Genomic DNA, 20,741 nt, shown 5'->3' with positions numbered 1-20,741 from the left:
CGCGGGGAGGGGGCGAGAGCGGCACCGGCGGGGGATGTCGGCGTCCGGGTTACCAATGGGTATCGTTCCGGGCGGGGATCCGGCACGGCCGCCGTGTCCCCCGTGCCGCTCCCGGCCCGCTTCGGCTAGGATCGGCCACTCTCACCCGGAGGTTGATCTTGCAGGGAGCCCTCGGCGACATCGTCGTCCTCGACCTGTCCCGCGCACTGGCCGGGCCGCACGCCGCGCAGATGCTCGGCGACCTGGGCGCCAAAGTGATCAAGGTGGAGCATCCCGGAGGAGGAGACGAGTCGCGGGGCTGGGGCCCGCCCTTCGTCGGCCCGGACCAGGACATCTCCACCTACTTCCTGGCCGCCAACCGCAACAAGCTCTCCGTCACCGCGGACCTCAAGTCCGCCGACGGCAGGGCCCTCATCGAGCGCCTGGTACGGCAGAGCGACGTGCTGGTCGAGAACTTCCGGACCGGCGTTCTGGACCGGCTCGGCTTCCCCGTGCAGCGGCTGCACGAGCTCAACCCCCGCCTGGTCGTCCTGTCGATCACCGGGTTCGGCCACGACGGTCCGGAGGGCGGCAGGCCCGGCTACGACCAGATCGCCCAGGGCGAGGCCGGGCTGATGAGCCTCACCGGGCCCTCGCCCGCCGAGCCGTACCGGGTGGGCGCCTCGATCGCCGACCTGCTCGCCGGCATCCACGGCGCCTACGGAGTGGTCGCCGCCCTCTACGAGCGGGAGCGGACCGGCCGGGGGAAGGTCGTGCGGACCTCGCTGCTGGCCGCGGTGACCGGCGTGCACTCCTACCACGGCACCGCCTGGACGGTCGGCGGCAAGGTTCCCGCCGCGGGCGGCAACCACCACGCCTCCATCGCCCCCTACGGCGCCTTCCGCTGCGCCGATGGCATGATCCAGATCGCGGTGGCCAACGAGGGGCAGTGGCGGAAGGTGGCCGCGCTGCTGGGCATCGATCCCGCCGACCCGCGGTACGCCACGAACCGGGAGCGGTTCACGCACCGCGAGGAGCTGATCGCCGACATGGAGGCGGCGCTCGCCGCGCACGACCGCGCCCACTGGCTGGCCGCGCTCGGCGGGCTCGGCGTGCCCGCCGGGGCGATCCGCTCCATCGACGAGGTCTACGCCGCCGAGCAGACCCGCTCCCAGGGCCTGGTCGTCACGGTGGAGCACCCCGTGCTCGGTCCCATCGAGCTGCCGGGCCCGCCGCTCCGCTTCGACGGCGAGCCCCCGCGCGAGCACACCGCGCCGCCCGCCCTCGGCCAGCACAACGACGAGGTGCTCGCCTGGCTGAAGGAGCGCGAGGGATGAGGCCGGAGCGGCCGGACGCGCGGGCCCTGATCGCGGCCGTCCTCGACCCCGGGACGTGGCGGTCCTGGGACACCCCGCCCGGCGACCCCGCCGAACCCGGGTCCGACTACGCCCGGGAGCTGGCGGAGGCCCGGGCCCGCTCGGGCTACGACGAGTCGGTGATCACCGGTGAGGGCCTGCTCGACGGGCGCAGGGTCGCGGTCGTCGCCTGCGAGTTCTCCTTCCTGGCCGGGTCGATCGGGGTGGCCGCCGCCGAGCGGCTCACCGCGGCCGTCGAGCGCGCCACCGCCGAGCGGCTCCCGCTGCTGGCCTCCCCCTCCTCCGGCGGCACCCGGATGCAGGAGGGCGCGCTGGCCTTCACCCAGATGGTGAAGATCACCGCCGCGGTGGCCGCGCACCGCGCCGCCGGCCTGCCGTACGTCGTCTACCTGCGCCACCCCACCACCGGCGGGGTCTTCGCCTCCTGGGGCTCGCTCGGGCACGTCACCGCGGCCGAGCCGGGCGCCCTCATCGGCTTCCTCGGGCCCCGGGTGTTCGAGTCGCTGCACGGCTACCCCTTCCCCGAGGGCGTGCAGGTCGCCGAGAACCTCTTCGCGCACGGCCTGGTGGACGCCGTCGTCTCCGCCGCGGACGCCCGCGAGATCGCGATCCGGGTGCTGTCGGTGCTCTGCGCCCCGCGCGGGGGGATCCGCCCGGGGCCGGAGCCGGACGGGAGCGTCCCGGAGGTCGGCGCCTGGGAGGCCATCACCCGCTCCCGCCGGGACGACCGGCCCGGCGTGCGGACGCTGCTCAGGTTCGCCGCGCGCGACGTCACGCCGCTCAACGGCACCGGTGAGGGCGAGAACGACCCCGGCCTGCTGCTCGCCCTGGCCCGCTTCGGCACGGCCCCCGCGGTCGTGCTCGGCCAGGACCGGACCCGCCAGCGGTCCGTGGCCCCGCTCGGCCCGGCCGGGCTCCGGGTGGCGCGGCGCGGCATGCGGCTCGCCTCGGAGCTGGGCCTGCCGCTCGTCACCGTGATCGACACGGCCGGCGCCGCGCTGTCGAAGGCGGCCGAGGAGGGCGGCCTCGCCGCCGAGATCGCCCGCTCCCTCGCCGACCTGGTGGTGCTCGACGCCCCGACGGTCTGCCTGCTGCTCGGCGAGGGCGCCGGCGGCGCGGCCCTGGCGCTGCTCCCCGCCGACCGGGTGCTGGCCGCCCAGCACGCCTGGCTGTCCCCGCTGCCCCCGGAGGGGGCCTCGGCGATCCTCTACCGGAGCGTGGACTTCGCCCCGGAGATCGCCGCCGCGCAGGGCGTGAAATCCGCCGACCTGCGGCGGGACGGCATCGTGGACCGGATCATCCCCGAGTCGCCCGACGCCGCCTACGAGCCGGAGGCCTTCTGCCGCCGGGTCGGCGCCGCGTTGGAGTACGAGATCGCCCACCTGCTGGATCGGGCTCCGGCCGACCGCCTCGCCGCCCGGCTGGCCCGCTACCGCGGCCTCGGCACCCGGGCCTGCGGCGCCTGACCTGCGGCGCCCGGGCCTGCGGCGCCGACCTGCGGCGCCCGGGCCTGTGGCGCCTGACCTGCGGCGCCCGGGCCTGCGGCGCCTGAGCGACGGTGCCGGACCCGGCGTACCCGGCGCCGCCCCTCCACAGGACCAGGCAGTTGTCCTCGTGGAGGTGGGCGCTCACCCCGCCCGCCGGGGGGACACCGGTGCCGTTGGGGGCGCCGTCGTAGACGCAGCCGCGGTCGAACGGGCTCTCCAGCCGCTGGAGCCGCCCGCCCCGCGCGTCGGCGAACGAGGGAGGCGCCGTGGCCGGAACGTCTATCACACCAGCGAGACACTTGACGGACGCGCCGGTTGACAGGAGCGCCGGAGGTTCCGCGGACCGGCGGGGACCGTCCGGGGCGGGGCCGGGCGCGGGGTCAGGAGTCGTTCAGGGCTCGGACCTGGCCGGGGTCAGCGGGACCGGGACGCGCTCGATCCGGAGGGAGACCACCTCGTCGCGGGGGACCACCACCTCGTAGGCGCCGTGGTCGACCATCCAGTAGCCCAGCGCCTCGGCCTTCATCCCGCTGTGCCCGGTGTAGGCGATGTGGAGGTTCCGCTCGCCGTTCTCCTCGGTGGCGTCCAGGACCAGGCAGGGCTCGCCGCCGAACGCGCCGACCGTGCGGACCAGCACCAGCCACTCGAGGTCCTCGCGGGCCACCGTGGTCCGCCAGTAGCCCCGGGCGGCCTCGAAGCCCTCGGCGGCCTCCTCGCTGAACAGCACCACCTCGCCCGGGTCCGGGCCGAGGGCCGCGGCGTACGTGCGCTCCCGGTAGCGGGCCAGGAAGCCCGAGGCCACCGGCTCGATCTCCCCGCTCATGGGACCGGCTGCCAGGTGAGGCCGTCGTAGCGGGCGAACAGGCGCTCCGGCCGGTCGATGGTCACGTGGATGATCTCTGCCCCCGGGGGGATCGGCATCGGCATGGTGTGGAACTGCGGCACGACGTGCTCGCGCGAGGTGGTGAAGCCGTTCCCGGCGAACGGCGGTGAATCGTTCCAGTCGCCGCCCATGTGCGGGCCGTACGGCACGACGTAGGTGTCGACGTCCCGGGCGGACCAGCGCATGAGGTAGAGCTCCGGCACGGTGACGCTCAGCTCCGACCCGTCGAACCCCAGGTCGAGGCCCATGAACAGCTGCGCGGGGGTGGTCAGCCGGGCGCAGTCCTGCACCCGGTAGACGTATCCCGAGATCACGGTCCGCTGCCCGGACAGGTAGGGCACGAGCAGCCGGGGCGGGATGACCTTCTGCATCTGCGTTCTACGTCCAGGTGGTTCACTCACAGATCGCATTTTACGGTCCGTTGACCTTGAGCCGCCGGTGTTCCAGGCAGGGCAGGAGCGCGCGGGCGGCGGGCGTGGCCTCCGGGTCGAGCACGCACGTCTGCACGGCGGGCGCCGGGCCGAGGTCGGCGCGGACCACCCCCAGCGGATCGACCAGCATGCTCCGGCCGATGCCGAAGCCGTCGGCCGCCCCGGGGTCCGGCGCCTGGCCCACCGCCGCGACCCAGGTGGTGTTCTCCAGCGCGCGGGCCCGCACCAGGGTCGCCCAGTGCTCCTCCTTCATCGGCCCGGACCCCCACGCGGCGATCACCGCGAACAGGTCGGCGCCGAGGTCCGCCAGCACCCGGGTCAGCTCGGGGAAGCGCACGTCGTAGCAGGTGACCAGCCCCACCCGGAGCCCGGCCAGCTCGACCACGACCGGGGTGTCGCCGGGCTCGACCAGGTCGGACTCGCGCGCCCCGAAGGAGTCGAACAGGTGGATCTTCCGATAGGCGGCCTTCAGCTCCCCGTCGGGGCCGAGGGCCACCGCGGTGTTGCGCACCCGGGCCGGGCCGCCGTCCGCGGCGGGACCGGAGCCCGTCTCGAACACCCCGGCGACCACGGCCAGGCCGTGCTCGCGGGCGGCCGCGGCCAGGCCGGTGACGAACGGGCCGTCCAGCGGCTCGGCCAGGCCGGTGATGCGCCTGCCGTACCGGGTGAGCGCGGCCTCCGGGAGGATCGCCAGCTCGGCGCCGTCGGCGGCGGCCCGCGCCAGGGCGCGGCGGGCCCGCTCCAGGTTGGCGGCGGGGTCGGTGGCGACCGGGATCTGGCACAGGGCGATGCGGGTCACGCCTGCGACCCTACCCGGCGGTTCGGCACCGGTTCCAGCCATGTCAGGCACCGCCAGAGCCACTCCAGCGGGCCGTACCGGAAGCGCGCCAGCCACCAGCGGCCGGAGAGCGCCTGCGCGGCCAGGACGGCCAGCGCGAACGCCACCCCCGTCAGCCGGGTCCCGTCGGCGGTCAGCAGCGGCAGCGCCGCCGTGATGACGACGGTGCTCACCAGGTAGTTCGTCAGCGCCATCCGGCCCAGCGGGTTGAGGACCGCCGTCAGCGGGCCGCGCAGCCGGGTGCGCAGGAGCAGCAGCAGGCCCGTGCAGTAGGCCGTCGCGCACGCCAGCCCGGCGGCGACGTAGACGCCGGGGAAGTACAGCGCGGGATCGGTGAGGGAGGCGTCCCAGAGCAGGACCAGCCCGGCGCCGGCCGCCGCGCTCACCGCGAAGACGGGCGCCGCCAGGCGCGCCGGCGGGCGGTAGGCCGTCAGGGCCGCGCCCAGCAGGAACAGCCCCGGGATGAGCACCGCCACGAACACCGGCTCGCCCGCGACGCCGATGACGAACCCGCCGCCGATCTGGGCCGCCCACGCCGTCGCCGCGGCCCCGAGCACCAGCACCGCCGGGCGCGGCAGGAACGAGGCGGGCAGCAGCACCAGCATCCCGAACAGCGCGTACGGCAGCAGCACCTCGCCCGGGTTCGCCCACCAGTGCGCGGCGCCGAAGCAGGCCAGCACCAGCAGCCGGCGCAGCAGCGCCAGCCGGGGGTACGGGGTCCGCGCGGCGGCGGAGTCGAGGAACAGCACGAAGCTCACCCCGAACAGGAACGAGAAGACCGGATAGAACCGGCCCTGGAACAGGTTCTCGACCACCCAGTCGACGGGCGCCCGCCCGGGGGCCGCCATGGCCCCGCGGGTGTGCTGCCAGGTGTTGACCACCATGATCCCGCAGAGGGCGAAACCGCGGAGGGCGTCCAGTTCGTGCAGCCTGCGCGTCACCGGATCACCCTAGTGGCGGGCCCCGCGCGGCGTCACCCGCGGGGTGCTCAGGCGGTGCCGCGGACCACCAGCGTGGTGGGCAGCACGGCGGGCGGGGGAGGGGCGGCGGCCGGGTCGTCGATCATGGCGATCAGGGCGGTGGCGGCGGCGGTGCCGAAGCCCGCCTTGTCCTGGGCGACGGTCGTCAGGCCCGGCTGCACCAGCGCGGCGAGCTCGATGTCGTCGAAGCCGACCACCGCGATGTCCTCGGGGACCCTCAGGCCCGCCTCGGTGATCGCGCGGATCGCGCCGATCGCCATCTCGTCGCCGGCGACGAAGACCGCGTCGGGGCGCTCGTCGAGCTCCAGCAGGCGCCGCATCGCCGCGTGCCCGCCGGCCAGGTAGAAGTCGCCCTCGGCGACGTACTCGCCGCGGGCGGGCAGGCCGAGCTCGGCGAGCGCGGCGCGGTAGCCGGCCAGCCGCTCGGCGCCCGGTGCGGTGCGGACCGGCCCGGCGATCGTGGCGATCGCCCGCCGGCCGCGCCCGTGCAGGTGGTGCACGGCGCCGCGGGCGCCGCCGGCGTTGTCGGAGATCACATGGGTCGCCCGGGGCCCCGTGACCGGGCGGTCCAGTGAGACGCAGGGCACGCCGCTGCCGGCCAGCCGGAGCAGGGCCGGATCCTCCGTGCCGTCGTCGATGAACACCACGCCGTCGAGATCGTGTCTTCTGACGGCGCGGTCGTGGCTTCCCTCGCCGTCACCCGTGGCGAGCATGAGAAGGTGATATCCGCGGTCGCTCAGCGCCGTTTTGAGGCCGATGAGGATTTCCTGGAGAAAGGGATGCCGCCATCCGGGCCGCCGGTGGTGCGTGTCCCAGACGAGGCCGACCATATGTGATTTCTTTGTGGCAAGGGTCCGCGCGGACTCGTTCGGCAGGTAGCCGATGCGGGCCGCGGTGTCGAGCACGTTCTTTCGGGTGTCGGGATTCACCACCTCGGGCCTGTTGAAGACACGGGAGACTGTCGCCACCGACACGCCGCACTGACGTGCCAGCTCTCTGATCGTTGCCACGACCGCACACTATCGCATCTCTGATGTAACCGGTTTCATGTAACCGGTTACACGGGACCGTAGCCATCCCGGGCGCCCCCGTCAAGACCCGGCCTCCGTGACAGTGGGAAGAACGGTGGATTTCCGTGGGATCAGAACGGGCCGACCGTGTGTTACATATCCGTTACTTGACATGGGTGCCTTTTCTCTATGGAATTCGGTCACCGCTCGTTGCCCGCGGTCGCGCATTTCCCCGTCTCTGGGACGCCCTCCTCTCCGATGAGAACAAGGAGCCCCCCATGTCCTCGGGAATGCCCTCGGGAAAGCTGCGCCTGGTGGCGGGAGCCGCCGCGCTGGGACTGCTCGTCGCCGGCTGCGGATCACAGGGATCGCAGGGAGGCGCCGCCGGCTCCGGCGCCCCCGCCGACGGGAAGATCACCCTGACCCTCAACCTCTTCGGCAACATGGGCTTCAAGGAGCTCTACGCCGAGTACGAGGCCGCGCACCCGAACATCAAGATCGTCGAGCGGACCTCCGCCTACAACGACCACCACCGCAACCTCGCCGCCCACCTGGCGACCAAGCAGGGCGCCGCCGACATCGAGGGGATCGACACCGGCTTCATCGCCCAGTTCCGCGGCCAGCCCCAGCACTTCACCGACCTCAACCAGCACGGGGCCGCGCAGCTGAAGGACCGCTGGCTGCCGTGGAAGTGGGAGGCGTCCCTGGCCAAGAACGGCGCCCAGATCGGCTACGGCACCGACGTCGGCGGCCTGGCCATGTGCTACCGCAGGGACCTGTTCGCCAAGGCGGGCCTGCCCACCGAGCGCGACGAGGTCTCCGCGCTCTGGCCCGACTGGGCGTCGTACTTCGAGGCCGGGAAGAAGTACACCGCGAACAAGCCCGAGGGCGCCGCCTTCTTCGACGGCGCGCCGCAGATCTTCAACGCCATGGTCGGCCAGCTGCCCGTCGGCTACTACGACACCTCCGACAAGGTGGTCGTCGCGACCAACCCGGAGATCCGCAAGGCCTACGACCAGGTCCTGGCGGCCGTGGCCGGCGGCCAGTCCGCCAAGCTCGTCGGCAGCTCGCCCGCGTGGAACACCGGCTTCGCCAAGAGCCAGTTCGCCACCATCGCCTGCCCCGCCTGGATGCTCGCCAAGATCCAGGACCAGGCGAAGGCGTTCGCCGGCCAGTGGGACGTCGCCGCCATCCCCGGCGGCGGCGGCAACTGGGGCGGTTCCTACCTCACCGTCCCCGCCCAGGGCAAGCACATCAAGGAGGCCGTCGAGCTGGCCGCCTGGCTGACCGCCCCCGAGCAGCAGATCAAGGTCTTCGGCAAGCACGGCATCCTGCCGTCGACCGTGGAGACCTACGACAAGCCCGAGGTCAAGAACCTGACCCACGAGTTCTTCAACGACGCCCCCATCGGGGAGATCTTCACCACCGCGGCGCGCAACCTCAAGCCGCAGTACCAGGGGCCGCGCGCCGGCGACATCCAGACCGCGCTGCGCGACGGGATGAACCGCGTCGAGGAGGGCAAGCAGACCCCCGACCAGGCCTGGGAGCAGATCCTCAAGGACATCGAGCGCATCGACAGGTGACCCGCGGACGCAGTGAGCCGGGAGGCCGGCGGGAGGTCAGGGCCCGCCGCCCTCCACGGTCCGCCGTCCGCGGGGCCCCGCGCCCCGCGGACGGCGGGCCCCGCCCGGGACCTCCGTCACGCCCCGCACAAGGGATGAGAAACCGATGACCCCCGTCACCCCGCGGCCGCGGCGCCGCCTCGCCTACACGCTCGACGTCAAGGGCTCGCCGTACCTGTACATCTCCCCGTTCTTCCTGCTGTTCGGCGCGCTCGGCCTGTTCCCCCTCCTCTACACCGCCTACGTCTCGCTGACCGACTGGAACCTGCTGGAGACCACCCGGCAGTGGGTCGGCTTCGACAACTACGCCGAACTGCTCGCCGACGACTACTTCTGGAACGCGCTGTTCAACACGGTCAGCATCTGGCTGCTCTCGACGATCCCGCAGCTGCTGGTCGCGCTGGCCGTGGCGCACATGCTCAACCGGAGCCTGCGCGCCAAGACCTTCTTCCGCATGGGCGTGCTGCTGCCCAACGTCACCTCGATCGTCGCGGTCACGATCATCTTCGCCCAGCTCTTCGGGCGCGACTTCGGCATGGTCAACTGGCTGCTCGGAGCGGTCGGCCTCGACCCGATCGACTGGCAGGCCGGCACGCTCAGCTCCCACATCGCCATCTCGGTGATCGTGATCTGGCGGTGGACCGGCTACAACGCGCTGATCTACCTGGCGGCCATGCAGGCCGTACCGGAGCACGTCTACGAGGCCGCCACCATCGACGGCGCCGGCCAGTGGACCCAGTTCTGGAAGATCACCATCCCGATGCTCCGGCCGACGATCATCTTCACCGCGGTCGTCTCCACCATCGGCGGCTTCCAGATCATCGCCGAGCCGCTGCTGTTCCAGGCCGGCACCGGCAATCCGACGGGCGGCTCCGACCGGCAGTTCCAGACCGTCGGCCTCTACCTCTACGAACAGGGCTTCGGCCTGTACGAGTTCGGCTACGCCTCGGCGATCGCCTGGACCCTCTGCCTGGTCATCGTGGTCATGGCGCTCGTCAACTTCTCCATCACCCGACGGATCAAGAGCGGCTGACCCATGGCGACCACACTCACCCCCGCACCCCCGGCGACGACCGGCCGCGCCCTGCGGCGGACGCGGACCCGCAGGCAGAAAGGGCCGCGCACGGCGGGCTTCTGGACCTACGCCGCGCTCGTCGCCTTCCTGCTCGGCTCGCTGTTCCCGATCTACTGGTCCCTGATCGTCGCCTCGCACGACAACGAGGCGATCGGCAAGGTGCCGCCCGTGCTCACCCCCGGCGGCCACCTCTTCGAGAACATCGCCCGCGTCTTCGACACCACCGCCTTCGGCCAGGCCCTGGCCAACTCCTTCCTGGTCTCCGGCACGGTCACCGTCTCGGTCGTCCTCTTCTCGACCCTGGCCGGCTTCGCCTTCGCCAAGCTCCGCTTCCGGGGCCGCAAGGGCCTGCTCGTCGCGGCGATCGCCACCACGACCGTCCCGCACCAGCTCGGCATCATCCCGCTCTACATCCTCATGGGCGAGCTCGGCTGGACCGGGCGGATCGAGGCCGTGATCGTCCCCGGCCTGGTGACGGCGTTCGGAGTGTTCTTCATGACGCAGTACCTGACCGGCGCCGTCCCCGACGAGCTGCTGGAGGCCGGGCGGATGGACGGCTGCACCACCATCCGGCTGTTCTGGCACGTGGTGCTGCCCGCCGCCCGGCCCGCCGCGGCCGTCCTCGGCCTGTTCACCTTCATGCAGGCCTGGAACGACTTCTTCTGGCCGCTGGTCGTGCTCACCCCGGAGAACCCGACCGTCCAGGTCGCGCTCTCCACCCTGGCCAGCGGCTACACCACCGACTTCGCACTCGTGCTGACCGGTACGGTGATCGCGACCATCCCCATGGTGGTCGTCTTCACACTGCTGGGCAGACAGATCATCGGAGGAATCATGTCTGGAGCGATCAAGGGATGACGGCCGTCGAAGCGCAGGCCCAGGAGACCCGGCTCTTCCCCCCGGGGTTCGTATGGGGTGTGGCCACCTCGTCCTACCAGATCGAGGGGGCGGCCGACGCCGACGGGCGCGGCCCGTCGATCTGGGACGCCTTCTCCCGGGTGCCCGGCGCCGTCGCGGCGGGCGAGACCGGCGACGTGGCCTGCGACCACTACCACCGCTGGCCGCAGGACGTCGAGCTGATGGCCCGCCTGGGCGTCGGCGCCTACCGGTTCTCCGTGGCCTGGCCGCGGATCTTCCCGCAGGGCGACGGGCGCGTCGAACGGCGCGGCCTCGACTTCTACCGCCGCCTGGTGGACGCCCTCAACGAGCGGGGCATCACCCCGTTCGTCACCCTCTACCACTGGGACCTGCCCCAGGCGCTGGAGGAGCGCGGCGGATGGCGGGTGCGCGAGACCGCCGAGCGCTTCGCCGAGTACGCGGCGACCGTGCACGAGGCGCTCGACGGCGTGCCGTACTGGATCACGCTGAACGAGCCGTACTGCTCGTCGATCACCGGGTACGCCGAGGGCCGGCACGCCCCCGGCGCCCGCGAAGGCCACGGCGCCCTCGCCGCCGCCCACCACCTGCTGGTCGGGCACGGCCTGGCGGTCGCCCGGCTGCGGGAGAACGCCCGCGCCGGCGAACGGGTCGGCGTCACCCTCAACATGTCCCCGGCCGTGCCGGCGAGCCCGTCACCCGAGGACGCGGCCGCCGCCCGCCGCATGGACCTCATGGTCAACCGGCAGTTCACCGAGCCGCTGCTGGGCGCCGCCTACCCCGGCGACATGGCCGAGGTCTACGGGGGGATCAGCGACTTCTCCTTCCGCCGCGACGGCGACCTGGCGCTCATCTCGGCGCCCCTGGACTTCCTCGGGGTGAACTACTACTACCCCATCCACGCCGCCGCGGCGCCGTACGAGCAGCCCGACCCGGCGCTGCGCTCGGCCTTCGACATCGGCGTGCGCACGGTCGCGCCGGACGGGCCGCCGGTCAGCGGGCTCGGCTGGCGCATCGAGCCGCGCGGCCTGCACGACACCCTCACCGGCCTGGCCGCCCGCTACCCGGACCTGCCGCCGGTCTTCATCACCGAGAACGGCTACGGCGACGACGGCGCGCTCGACGACACCGGCCGCGTCGAGTACCTGCGCGACCACCTCGCCGCCACCGCGGCCGCGGTCGACGCGGGCGTGGACGTGCGCGGCTACTTCTGCTGGTCGCTGCTGGACAACTTCGAGTGGGCCCGCGGCTACGCCGCCCGGTTCGGCCTCGTCCACGTCGACTACGCCACCCAGGAGCGCACTCCCAAGACCAGCTACCACTGGTACCGCGAGGTGATCGCCGAGGGGATCTGACCCGGGCCCGCGCCGCTCCCCGTCCCGGCGGGGAGCGGTTACCCTGGGCCGGGTGAGCGATCCCCTGGTGGCGCGGATGCGCGCGTTCGGCACGACGATCTTCGCCGAGATGACGGCGCTCGCCCTGCGGACCGGCTCGGTCAACCTCGGCCAGGGCTTCCCCGACACCGACGGGCCGCCCGCGATGCTGGAGCGGGCGGTCGAGGCGGTCCGCTCCGGTCTCAACCAGTACCCGCCCGGCCCCGGCCTCCCGGAGCTCCGCCGGGCCGTCGCCGCGCACCGCGCCGACCACCACGGCCTGGCCTACGACCCCGACGGGGAGGTCCTCGTCACGGTCGGGGCGACCGAGGCGATCGCCGCGTCGGTCCTCGCGCTCTGCGAGCCCGGCGACGAGGTGATCGCCTTCGAGCCCTACTACGACTCCTACGCCGCCTCCGCCGCCCTGGCCGGAGCCGTGCTCCGCCCGGTCACGCTCCGTCCGGCCGGGGGCCGCTTCACCTTCGACCCGGACGAGCTGGCGGCCGCGGTCGGTCCCCGGACCCGGGCGATCCTGGTCAACTCCCCGCACAACCCCACCGGGACCGTGTTCACCCGGGAGGAGCTGGAGGCCGTCGCCGCGCTCTGCGCCACCCGCGACCTGATCGCGATCACCGACGAGGTCTACGAGCACCTGACCTTCGACGGCGTCCCGCACATCCCGCTCGCCACCCTGCCCGGCATGCGCGAGCGCACCGTGATGATCTCCTCGGCGGGCAAGACCTTCTCGGTGACCGGCTGGAAGACGGGCTGGGTCTGCGCGCCGGAGCCGCTGGTGCGGGCCGTGCAGACCGTCAAGCAGTTCCTCACCTTCACCGCCTCCGCCCCCTGGCAGCTGGCCGTGGCCCACGCCCTGCGCCACGAGCTCGACTGGGTGGCGGAGCTGCGCACCGGACTGCAGGCCAAGCGCGACCGCCTCGTCTCCGGCCTGTCCGCGGCCGGGTTCGGGGTCTACCGCCCCGCCGGGACCTACTTCGTCCAGGCCGACATCCGTCCCCTCGGCTTCACCGACGGCCTGGTCCTGGCCCGTGAGCTGCCCTCCCTGGCGGGTGTGGTCGCCGTCCCCACCCAGGTCTTCTACGCCCGCCCCGACCGCGGCCGGCACTTCGTGCGCTTCGCCTTCTGCAAACGCGACGAGGTCATCGACGAGGCGGTGACCAGGCTGCGGAAGCTCTCCTGAAGCGTCCTGACCTGGAGGAACGCACTGGAGAGGTTTTGGCGGGGCCTGAGGGCGTCCGGCGGGGTCGGCTTCCCGTTCGGCTCCCCGCGCAAGCGGGACCGACGCCTGTCCGGCGGCACCTGGACAGGTCCCGCCCCGCGGCCACGCGCTTCTGCGGCCGGCCACCGGCCGGACCTCCGAGGTGAGCGCCTTCGTCCGGACCCTCCTCACGGTCGCCGCATCGCCTCAGCCGGCCGCGCGCAGCACCGCGGCGATGAGCCGGTGGTTCTCTTCGGCCCCGCCGCCTCCGCCGGCGGCGAAGCGGTTGCGCGTGTAGCCGTAGGCGACTCCGCTTCCCGGGTCGGCGAACGACTGCGCGCCCACGGCGCCGCTGTGCCCGAACGCGTCGGCGCCGAGCGGGGGGTAGCGCACCCCCTGGGCCTCGAAGCCCAGGAGGAAGTGGTCGGGCTCACCGGTGACCAGGTCGGTGCCGGTCGCGTGCGGCTTGGTGAACTCGGCCAGGGTCGCGGGGGCCAGCAGCGGCGGCCGCCCGTCGATCCCGGAGACGGCCGCGGCGTACAGCGCGGCCAGGCCGCGCGCGTTGCCCACGCTCCCCGAGGAGGTGGGACCCAGCGCGCGTACGGCCCGCGTGTTGGCGAACTCCACCAGGTCGGTCGGCGGGGTGGCGTTGAGGTTGAAGGCGATCCCGGTCAGGCTGTCCGGCGCCGGAGCGCCCCGCCCGCCGTCACGTGCCGGCCGCACCGGCAGGTAACGGGCCTCCAGGGCCTCGGGCAGCCCCAGGTAGAGGTCCAGCCCGTAGGGGGCGCGCACCCGCTCCTCGTAGACGTCCTGGACCGACCGGCCGGTCACCCGGCGCACCACCTCGCCGACGAGCGCCCCGACGACGAACGCGTGGTAGCCGTACGCGCTCCCGGGCCGCCAGTAGGGTCTCTGCGCGGCCAGCCGCGGGGCGAGCAGCCGGTCGTCGGCCAGCTCCGCCGCACTGAACCCGCCGTCCACGCCGATCAGCCCCGCACGGTGCGCGAGCAGGTCGCGGAGGGTGACGTCGCTCTTGCCGCCCGCGGCGAACTCCGGCCAGTCCGCGGCCACGGCCCGGTCCAGGTCCAGCACGCCGTCCTGGACCAGCAGCGCGACGACCAGGTAAGCCGCGCCCTTGCCCGACGAGTACAACGCGAACAGGGAGCCGCCGGTCACACCGGGCCCCGCCCACAGGTCCACCACCTGCCGGCCGGCCAGGCGTACGGCGAGCTGCGCGCCCAGCCCGGGCTCGGCGGCGACGACCGCGGCGAACTCGTCCCTGACCTCCTCGAAGCCGTCGGCGACGGCGCCTTCCACCCGCATGCCGTCCACCCCCTCACGCGGCCTTGGCGGTCAGCGCGTCCAGCAGGTCCCGGAGCAGGCCGACGGTGGTGTCGTCGGTCAGGTCGCCGCCCTCGTCGAAGCGTTCGTGCGCGCGGAAGACGATCACCTCGGGCTTGACGACCACGTCGGAGTCGGTCCGGACGAAGACCTGCCGGAGGGCGAGCTGGGCGCGCACGGAGCCGAAGTCGCTCGGGGAGGCCCCGATGACGGCGACCGGCTTGCGGAGCAGCGGCAGGCCCTCGGTCCCCGTCCAGTCGGTGCTGACCCAGTCGATGGCGTTCTTCAGGACGCCGGGGATGGAGTAGTTGTACTCCGGTGTGGCGATCAGCAGCCCGTCGGCGGCGGTGACGCGGTCGCGCAGCTCCCGCACGACCCGGGGGCGGGTGCGCGGGGTGTCGAGATCCAGGTCGTAGGGCGGGATGTCGCGCAACCCGTCGTAGATCTCGATCGAGACGCCGCCGGGAGCGTGCTTCCGGGCGGCGCGCAGCAGCGCGGTGTTGTGCGATCCGGCGCGCAGGCTGCCGGAGACGCCGAGAATCCTGATCTCGCTCATCAACGATCATCCTCCTTGTGCAGGCAGGGCCGCCGTCGGTGGCGGCGACCAGAACTGTACTGGAGAGTTCATGTGAACTCAACTGTTCAGTTCAGGTGGTGCTATCGTGTGAGAGTGAGCTCGAACACCAAGCACATCCCGTCGGGGGAGCGCGCGGCACGGAAGCGGGCCGCCATCCTCCGCGCGGCCCGCGAGGCGTTCCTGGCCGGCGGCTTCGGCGCCGGGATCGACCAGATCGCCGCCGAGGCGGGTGTGTCCAAGGTGACCGTCTACAACCACTTCGGCAGCAAAGAGGAGCTGTTCGTCGAGGTGGTGCGCGACAGCCTGGAGCAGGCGCTGGGGGACTCCCTGCGCGTCATGTGCGAAGATCTGCGGGGCGGCGACGACATCCGCGAGGTTCTCGTCCGTACGGCACGCGGATGGGTGCGTGGCCTGGTCACCCGTGACATCGCCGCCCTGCGCGCCCTGATCGCCGCCGAGTCACGCCGGTTCCCCGAGCTGGGCCGCGCCTGGCGCGAGCGGGGGCCGGACCGCTTCGCCGGGCCGCTCGCGGAGGCGCTGAGCCGGCAGGACGGTCTGCGCATACCCAACATGGACCTGGCGCTCGTCCAGTTCTACGCCCTGGTGCTCTACCCCCACATCGTGCACAGCGCCTATGGCGACACCCTCGGTGAGGACTTCACCGACGAACTGATCACGACGGGCGTGGACATGTTCCTGAGCTACTACCGCACCCGCTGACCTCCGACCGGGGCGGGAGGTCCGGCATGCCGGGCCCGGCCTCCGCATCACCCCGGGCTGCCGCGAGGTCCTCCTCGGGGAGGTGGAGCCGGGTGTTCGCCACCGCATGCGCCCCGTCATCCGCGAGATGCACCCGGCGACCGTCCGGGGCCGTGTAACCACCGCCTCGGACGATGCCGGCCGTGTCTCGTGCGATCGCACGCAGCCGGGTGCCCATGATCCGCATCGTGACATCCGGACGGCTCCCACCGCGAGGGATTCGTTCTCAGGCCCCTGGCCGCCGCCCGCGGAGATCCCCTGTCAGGAGCTCCCGGGCGAGTGGCTCCGTGGCGTCCGGCCCGCGGAGCCTCCGCGAAAACCCGTTGGCGGACCACGGCGGCCGCTGCTAGCGTGCCGGAGGCCGCGCCGGAGAACGAGGAGGTGATACCCGTGACCGCAGTATCGACATGGGTGCTCCCCTCCGGGGTCGCGGTCGGGCGGTAGGTCGTCCGGGAGCGCCGTTCAGAGCACTCCCGAAAGGCACGACCATGCGATTCACCTCCGAGCGGCGCCTCGATGACGGCGTCCTCGAACGCGGATTCACCCTCGGCGAGATCCCCGGCATCCTGTGGACGCCCTCACCCGCATCCGCGCCGGCGCCGCTGATCCTGCTCGGCCACCCCGGCGGGCTGCACGCGATGTACCCCCGGCTGGCGGCCCGGGCCCGGCGGTCCGCGGCGGACGGCTTCGCCGCGGCCGCCATCGAGCTCCCCGGAAGCGGTGACCGGCCCCGCTCGGCCGCCGCCGAGCGGGCCCGCGCCGACCTGCAGCGGGCGCTGGAAGCCGGCGAGCCGGTCGACGACGAGATCGTCGACCGGCTCGTCCTCCCGCTGGTCGAAAAGGCGGTCCCGGAATGGCGGGCCGCCCTGGACGCCCTGCTTCCGCTGCCCGGGATCGGCGGCCCGGTCGGGTACTCGGGGGGAGTGATCTCCATCGGGATCCGGCTGGCGGCGGTCGAGCCGCGCATCTCGGCCGCCGTTCTGTTCGCCGGGAGCTTCGTGCCCCGCACCCTGTTCGAGGAGGCCCGCCGGGTCACCATTCCGCTGCACGTCCTGCTGCAGTGGGACGACGAATGGAACGACCGGCAGGCGGCCCTGGAGCTGTTCGACGCCTTCGGCTCCAGGGAGAAGACGCTGCACGCCAACATGGGCGGGCACACCGGCGTCCCGCGGTTCGCGGGAGAGGCCGCGGCCCGGTTCCTCACCCGGCATCTGAGCTAGCCGCCGCCCGGGGTGTGTTCTGACCAGGGGTGTGGACTCCCCGGAAACGGCCACCGCCGTCACACCCCGGCTCGCCGGCGGGAGCGCGGCCCGCGGGGGACCGCCAGCGCGGCCGCCACGCCGGTCACGGCGACCGCGGCGGCGGTGAGGACGGCGAGCCGCAGCCCGTCGGCGGCGGTGGCGGTGGCCCGCAGCGTCTCCCCGGCCGGGCCGGTGGCGCCGTGGCCGGCCACGGCCACCAGGACCGCCAGGCCCGCGCCGCTGCCCGCCTGCAGGACGGTGGAGGCGAGGCCGGAGACCGCGCCCTGCTCGTGCGGGGCCACGCCGGTCGAGGCGAGGATGAACATGGTGTTGAACGACAGGCCGACGCCCAGCCCGAAGCCGACGAGGCCGGGCAGCAGAGCGGGACAGGAACCGCCGGCGGACAGGCTCGACGCCAGCAGCGCCGTACCCGCCGCGCCGGTGACCAGGCTCAGGACCAGCGTGCCGCGCAGCCCGAGGTGCGGGATCAGCCGCTCGGCGGCCAGGTTGCCCGCGGTGATCCCCAGGGTGGGCCCGAGGAAGGCCAGGCCCGACCGCAGGGCGTCGTAGCCGAGCACGTCCTGGAAATGCAGCGTGAGGAGGTACGGCACGCACTGCAGGGTCAGACCGTAGACCAGGATGGCCCCGGCCGCGGCGCTCGTGTGCCGGTTGGACAGCAGCCCGAGCGGCATCAGCGGGCTGCCGCCTGCCCGGCGATCCCGGACTGCAGGGGATGGACCTGTTCGCCGCGGAGGCCGGCTCGGAGTCGGAGGAGAAGCTGCGCTACCTGGCCGCCACCACCTCGCGTGAGCCCTCGGCCCCCGCGCCCTCCGGATGACCGGCGCGTACCGGGGCGCCCCCTCCACCGGCGCCGGCCGCACCGCTCGGGACCGCGCACCCCGAGGACGCCGGCGCCCCGGTGGACCCGGTGCTCAAGGCGCTGCGTCCCGACCCGCGCCGGCCGGGCGGCCGGTCCCGCCGGCGGAAGGAGGCCCGCCGGCCGACGCGCCCGGCCGTGCCCGCTCGGAGTGGTCCCGGACGATCCGGACCGGGAGGTGGCTGGTCGCGATGGCGGTGCGGACGGCCGCGGCCAGCAGGCCGTACTCGACGGCCCGGGAGGAGCTCGCCCGGTAGGCCAGGCCGATGGTCCGGTGGGGCGCCGGGGCGGAGAAGCGGCGCAGGGCCAGCGGCACTCCCTTGCCCGTCTCCACGGGGACCGTCGACTCCGGGATGAGCGTCACGCCCAGCCCGCCCGCGACCAGTTGGACCAGCGTCGGCAGGCTGGTGGCGTAGGTGGTGGCGGTGGCCCGCGCGCCGACCTCCCGGCAGACGTCGATGGCCTGCTCCCGCAGGCAGTGCCCCTGGTTCAGCAGGACGATGTCCAGGTCCTTGAGCACCTCGCGCTCCAGCGGGCCGGAGCCGTCGGCCAGCGGATGCCCCGCCGGCACGGCGAGCAGGAAGTCCTCGTCGTAGAGCGGCTCCTCGACCACCCCGCCCGCCTCGGTCGGCAGGGCCAGCAGCACCATGTCGAGGCGGCCCTCGCGCAGCTCCCGCAGGATGGTCTCGGTCTTCGCCTCCTGCACGGTCGGCCTGAGCCGGGGGAAGTGCCGGGTGAACATCGGCAGCAGCACCGGGAGCACGTACGGCGCCACCGTCGGGATCACCCCGAGATGGGCGGGGCCGCTGAACGGCCCGCGGCTGTCGGCGACCTCGTCCAGCAGGTCGTCCACCGCCTTGAGCACCCGGGCGGCGTGGAGCGCGACCCGCTCGCCGGCCGGTGTCAGCAGCACCTTGCGGGTGGTCCGCTCCACCAGCTGGGTGTGCAGGGTCTCCTCCAGGGCCGCGACGGCCCCGGACAGGGCGGGCTGGCTCATCCTCAGCGAGGCGGCGGCCTCCCTGAAGTGCAGGTGATCGGCCACGGCGAGGAAGGCGCGCAGCTGGGCCAGGGTGGGAGAGGGGTGACTGATAGGTATCACCTTTCAGAATGGTCCGACTCCTCGATTTCTCAGATCAATACTAGGTGCGGGATGGTAGATCACGACAGCGACGTCCTCTTCAAAGGAGATCTGGACTTGCTCACCATCGGCGACAGCTTCCCTGAGTACGAGCTCACCGCGTGCGTCTCCCTCGACCCGGAGAACGCGTTCCGGACGATCGACCACAAGACCTACGAGGGCAAGTGGCGGGTGGTCTTCTCCTGGCCCAAGGACTTCACGTTCGTGTGCCCGACCGAGATCGCGGAGTTCGGCAGGCTCAACGAGGAGTTCGCCGACCGCGACGCCCAGGTCCTGGGCTTCTCCGTGGACTCCGAGTACGTCCACCACGCCTGGCGCAAGGACCACCCGGACCTGCGCGACCTGCCGTTCCCGATGATGTCCGACATCAAGCGCGAGCTGTCCACCGCGCTCGGCATCCTCGGCGAGGACGGCGTCGCCCAGCGCGCCACCTTCATCGTCGACCCGAACAACGAGATCCAGTTCGTCATGGTGACCGCGGGCTCCGTCGGCCGGAACGTCAAGGAGGTCCTGCGGGTCCTCGACGCCCTGCAGTCCGACGAGCTGTGCCCCTGCAACTGGAACAAGGGCGAGGCGGGCCTCGACGCGCAGAAGCTGATGGCGGGCGTCTGATGCCGGTCGAGAACCTCAAGGGCGCGCTGCCCGACTTCGCCAAGGACGTCAAGCTCAACCTGGGCTCGCTCGTCACCACCTCCGCGCTGGACGAGCAGCGGCTCTGGGGGACGCTGCTCGCCTGCGCGGCGGCGACGAGGTCCCGCCGGGTGATCGCCGAGATCTCGGACGAGGCCGCCGGTGTCCTCTCCGCGGAGGCGTTCCGGGCCGCCCGGGGTGCCGCGGCGGTCATGGCGATGAACAACGTCTACTACCGGTCGGTGCACCTCATCGGTGACGAGGCGTACGCCGCCATGCCCGCCAAGCTCCGTATGACGATCATCGGCAACCCGGGCGTGGACAAGGCCGACTTCGAGTTCTGGTGCCTGGCGGTCTCGGCGATCAACGGCTGCGGGCGCTGCCTGGAGTCGCACGAGCAGGTGCTCCGTCAGGCGGGCGTGCCCCGCGAGCAGATCCAGGAGGGCATCAGGATCGCCGCGGTGGTCAACGCCGTCGCGGCGGTCCTGGAGTCCGAGGCCGCGCTGGCCGGGGCCTGACCTTCCCGGGGGCTTCCGGGCGGCTCTGTGCCCCCTGGTGAAATCTGGACAACTGGGATGTTTTGGTCGGATGGTGGGTGGTACCTACACCCGGACAGGAAATTCCAGGCCCGTCCTGGTCGAACTCCTCTCACCGGACCGCCGGGACGGATGCAGGGGCGGCTCCCGAGTCGCGGAGCCGCCGCAGATCGGGGGATCGACATGAGAAAGGCCTTCGCTGCGACAGGACTCGCCGTGTTCCTCACCTTCGCTCCGGCTGCCGGGGCGCAGGCCGACGCGTTCGCGCCGGTGGCCAACCCGCAGCCGCAGCAGCAGCAGGACGGCGGCAACGCCGGCCTGTGGGGTCTGCTCGGGCTGACGGGCCTGCTCGGACTGGCGGGTCTGCGCAAGCAGCAGCACCACCGGTCGGACGTCCACGCCCGCAGCGGCGGATCGAGCCGGGGCGACGTCATCTGAGGTTCCGGCCGCGCCGGTCGTCCGTACGGCCGGCGCGCACGGCACGGGCCCGGACCCC

At 73.0% G+C, this 20,741-nt stretch carries 21 protein-coding genes; 12 read left to right on the top strand and 9 right to left on the bottom strand.

All coding sequences use genetic code 11. From position 1 onward, the window contains the following. The first annotated feature begins 158 nt into the window (after positions 1 to 158). Both ABD823_RS28770 and ABD823_RS28765 read left to right on the top strand, forming a co-directional pair. On the top strand, positions 159 to 1,316 hold the full coding sequence (locus ABD823_RS28770) for a CaiB/BaiF CoA transferase family protein (protein WP_344865081.1): 1,158 nt from the start codon (positions 159 to 161) through the stop codon (positions 1,314 to 1,316). Next, positions 1,313 to 2,821 carry a carboxyl transferase domain-containing protein gene (locus ABD823_RS28765; protein WP_344865047.1) on the top strand — a complete coding sequence of 503 codons (1,509 nt, stop codon included), beginning with the start codon at positions 1,313 to 1,315 and terminating at the stop codon, positions 2,819 to 2,821. Before ABD823_RS28770 ends, ABD823_RS28765 begins: the two co-directional genes overlap by 4 nt. Before the next feature lie 412 nt (positions 2,822 to 3,233). Here ABD823_RS28765 and ABD823_RS28760 read toward each other — a convergent pair whose 3' ends face one another. From ABD823_RS28760 to ABD823_RS28740, 5 genes are read right to left on the bottom strand one after another with little or no spacing between them, the layout of a single operon-like run. Next, positions 3,234 to 3,665: a hypothetical protein gene (locus ABD823_RS28760; RefSeq protein ID WP_344865045.1), complete on the bottom strand. Its 432-nt coding sequence runs from the start codon at positions 3,663 to 3,665 to the stop codon at positions 3,234 to 3,236. Further along, positions 3,662 to 4,126, bottom strand: a complete 465-nt coding sequence (locus ABD823_RS28755) for a hypothetical protein (RefSeq protein WP_344865043.1) — start codon at positions 4,124 to 4,126, stop codon at positions 3,662 to 3,664. Before ABD823_RS28755 ends, ABD823_RS28760 begins: the two co-directional genes overlap by 4 nt. Before the next feature lie 10 nt (positions 4,127 to 4,136). After that, positions 4,137 to 4,955 (bottom strand): carbon-nitrogen hydrolase family protein, encoded by an 819-nt coding sequence (locus ABD823_RS28750; RefSeq protein ID WP_344865041.1) that lies wholly within the window; start codon positions 4,953 to 4,955, stop codon positions 4,137 to 4,139. Next, a complete protein-coding gene (locus ABD823_RS28745) occupies positions 4,952 to 5,935 on the bottom strand; it encodes a DUF418 domain-containing protein (protein ID WP_344865039.1) in 984 nt (327 codons plus the stop codon). Before ABD823_RS28745 ends, ABD823_RS28750 begins: the two co-directional genes overlap by 4 nt. Positions 5,936 to 5,982: 47 nt before the next feature. Then, positions 5,983 to 6,984, bottom strand: a complete 1,002-nt coding sequence (locus tag ABD823_RS28740) for a LacI family DNA-binding transcriptional regulator (RefSeq protein WP_344865037.1) — start codon at positions 6,982 to 6,984, stop codon at positions 5,983 to 5,985. A 278-nt stretch (positions 6,985 to 7,262) separates the two neighbouring features. Between ABD823_RS28740 and ABD823_RS28735 the strand changes: the two genes are divergently transcribed. The 5 genes from ABD823_RS28735 (at position 7,263) to ABD823_RS28715 (ending at position 13,128) form a co-directional block, all read left to right on the top strand. Then, positions 7,263 to 8,567, top strand: a complete 1,305-nt coding sequence (locus ABD823_RS28735) for an ABC transporter substrate-binding protein (protein ID WP_344865035.1) — start codon at positions 7,263 to 7,265, stop codon at positions 8,565 to 8,567. A gap of 145 nt (positions 8,568 to 8,712) precedes the next feature. Beyond that, on the top strand, positions 8,713 to 9,639 hold the full coding sequence (locus tag ABD823_RS28730) for a carbohydrate ABC transporter permease (RefSeq protein WP_344865033.1): 927 nt from the start codon (positions 8,713 to 8,715) through the stop codon (positions 9,637 to 9,639). A 3-nt stretch (positions 9,640 to 9,642) separates the two neighbouring features. Next, positions 9,643 to 10,539 carry a carbohydrate ABC transporter permease gene (locus ABD823_RS28725; RefSeq protein WP_344865031.1) on the top strand — a complete coding sequence of 299 codons (897 nt, stop codon included), beginning with the start codon at positions 9,643 to 9,645 and terminating at the stop codon, positions 10,537 to 10,539. Further along, positions 10,536 to 11,912, top strand: coding sequence for a GH1 family beta-glucosidase (locus ABD823_RS28720; protein WP_344865029.1), 1,377 nt, complete (start codon positions 10,536 to 10,538; stop codon positions 11,910 to 11,912). Before ABD823_RS28725 ends, ABD823_RS28720 begins: the two co-directional genes overlap by 4 nt. A gap of 52 nt (positions 11,913 to 11,964) precedes the next feature. Further along, the gene (locus ABD823_RS28715; RefSeq protein WP_344865027.1) at positions 11,965 to 13,128 is read left to right on the top strand and encodes a pyridoxal phosphate-dependent aminotransferase; all 1,164 of its coding nucleotides are present in this window, start codon (positions 11,965 to 11,967) and stop codon (positions 13,126 to 13,128) included. Between the two features lie 225 nt (positions 13,129 to 13,353). Here the strand turns inward: ABD823_RS28715 and ABD823_RS28710 are convergent, their stop codons facing one another. Together ABD823_RS28710 and ABD823_RS28705 are read right to left on the bottom strand one after the other, a co-directional pair. Further along, a complete protein-coding gene (locus ABD823_RS28710; protein WP_344865025.1) occupies positions 13,354 to 14,469 on the bottom strand; it encodes a serine hydrolase domain-containing protein in 1,116 nt (371 codons plus the stop codon). 13 nt (positions 14,470 to 14,482) lie between these two features. Then, on the bottom strand, positions 14,483 to 15,043 hold the full coding sequence (locus ABD823_RS28705; protein WP_344865023.1) for an NADPH-dependent FMN reductase: 561 nt from the start codon (positions 15,041 to 15,043) through the stop codon (positions 14,483 to 14,485). A gap of 114 nt (positions 15,044 to 15,157) precedes the next feature. Here ABD823_RS28705 and ABD823_RS28700 point away from each other — a divergent pair, with 114 nt between their 5' ends. Together ABD823_RS28700 and ABD823_RS28695 are read left to right on the top strand one after the other, a co-directional pair. Beyond that, complete coding sequence (locus ABD823_RS28700; RefSeq protein ID WP_344865021.1) at positions 15,158 to 15,784, top strand: TetR/AcrR family transcriptional regulator; 627 nt, start codon at positions 15,158 to 15,160, stop codon at positions 15,782 to 15,784. A gap of 527 nt (positions 15,785 to 16,311) precedes the next feature. Further along, positions 16,312 to 17,043: a dienelactone hydrolase family protein gene (locus ABD823_RS28695; protein WP_344865019.1), complete on the top strand. Its 732-nt coding sequence runs from the start codon at positions 16,312 to 16,314 to the stop codon at positions 17,041 to 17,043. Positions 17,044 to 17,102: 59 nt separating this feature from the next. Here ABD823_RS28695 and ABD823_RS28690 read toward each other — a convergent pair whose 3' ends face one another. After that, positions 17,103 to 17,756: an MFS transporter gene (locus tag ABD823_RS28690; protein ID WP_344865017.1), complete on the bottom strand. Its 654-nt coding sequence runs from the start codon at positions 17,754 to 17,756 to the stop codon at positions 17,103 to 17,105. A 240-nt stretch (positions 17,757 to 17,996) separates the two neighbouring features. Beyond that, on the bottom strand, positions 17,997 to 19,040 hold the full coding sequence (locus ABD823_RS28685; protein ID WP_344865015.1) for a hydrogen peroxide-inducible genes activator: 1,044 nt from the start codon (positions 19,038 to 19,040) through the stop codon (positions 17,997 to 17,999). 96 nt (positions 19,041 to 19,136) lie between these two features. Between ABD823_RS28685 and ABD823_RS28680 the strand changes: the two genes are divergently transcribed. The 3 genes from ABD823_RS28680 to ABD823_RS28670 all read left to right on the top strand — a co-directional run bounded on the left by ABD823_RS28680 (position 19,137) and on the right by ABD823_RS28670 (position 20,683). Next, entirely contained in the window at positions 19,137 to 19,691 is a 555-nt protein-coding gene (locus ABD823_RS28680) for a peroxiredoxin (protein WP_344865013.1), read from the top strand. Beyond that, positions 19,691 to 20,227 carry an alkylhydroperoxidase, AhpD family gene (gene ahpD, locus ABD823_RS28675; RefSeq protein WP_344865011.1) on the top strand — a complete coding sequence of 179 codons (537 nt, stop codon included), beginning with the start codon at positions 19,691 to 19,693 and terminating at the stop codon, positions 20,225 to 20,227. Before ABD823_RS28680 ends, ahpD begins: the two co-directional genes overlap by 1 nt. Positions 20,228 to 20,428: 201 nt before the next feature. Beyond that, entirely contained in the window at positions 20,429 to 20,683 is a 255-nt protein-coding gene (locus tag ABD823_RS28670; protein ID WP_344865009.1) for a WGxxGxxG family protein, read from the top strand. The last annotated feature ends 58 nt before the right edge of the window (positions 20,684 to 20,741 follow it).

Source organism: Planomonospora alba (assembly GCF_039534085.1).
Taxonomy (GTDB): Bacteria; Actinomycetota; Actinomycetes; order Streptosporangiales; family Streptosporangiaceae; genus Planomonospora_B; species Planomonospora_B alba.
The sequence above is the reverse complement of the archived record's forward strand: the minus strand, read 5'-3'. Positions and strand labels throughout refer to the sequence as shown.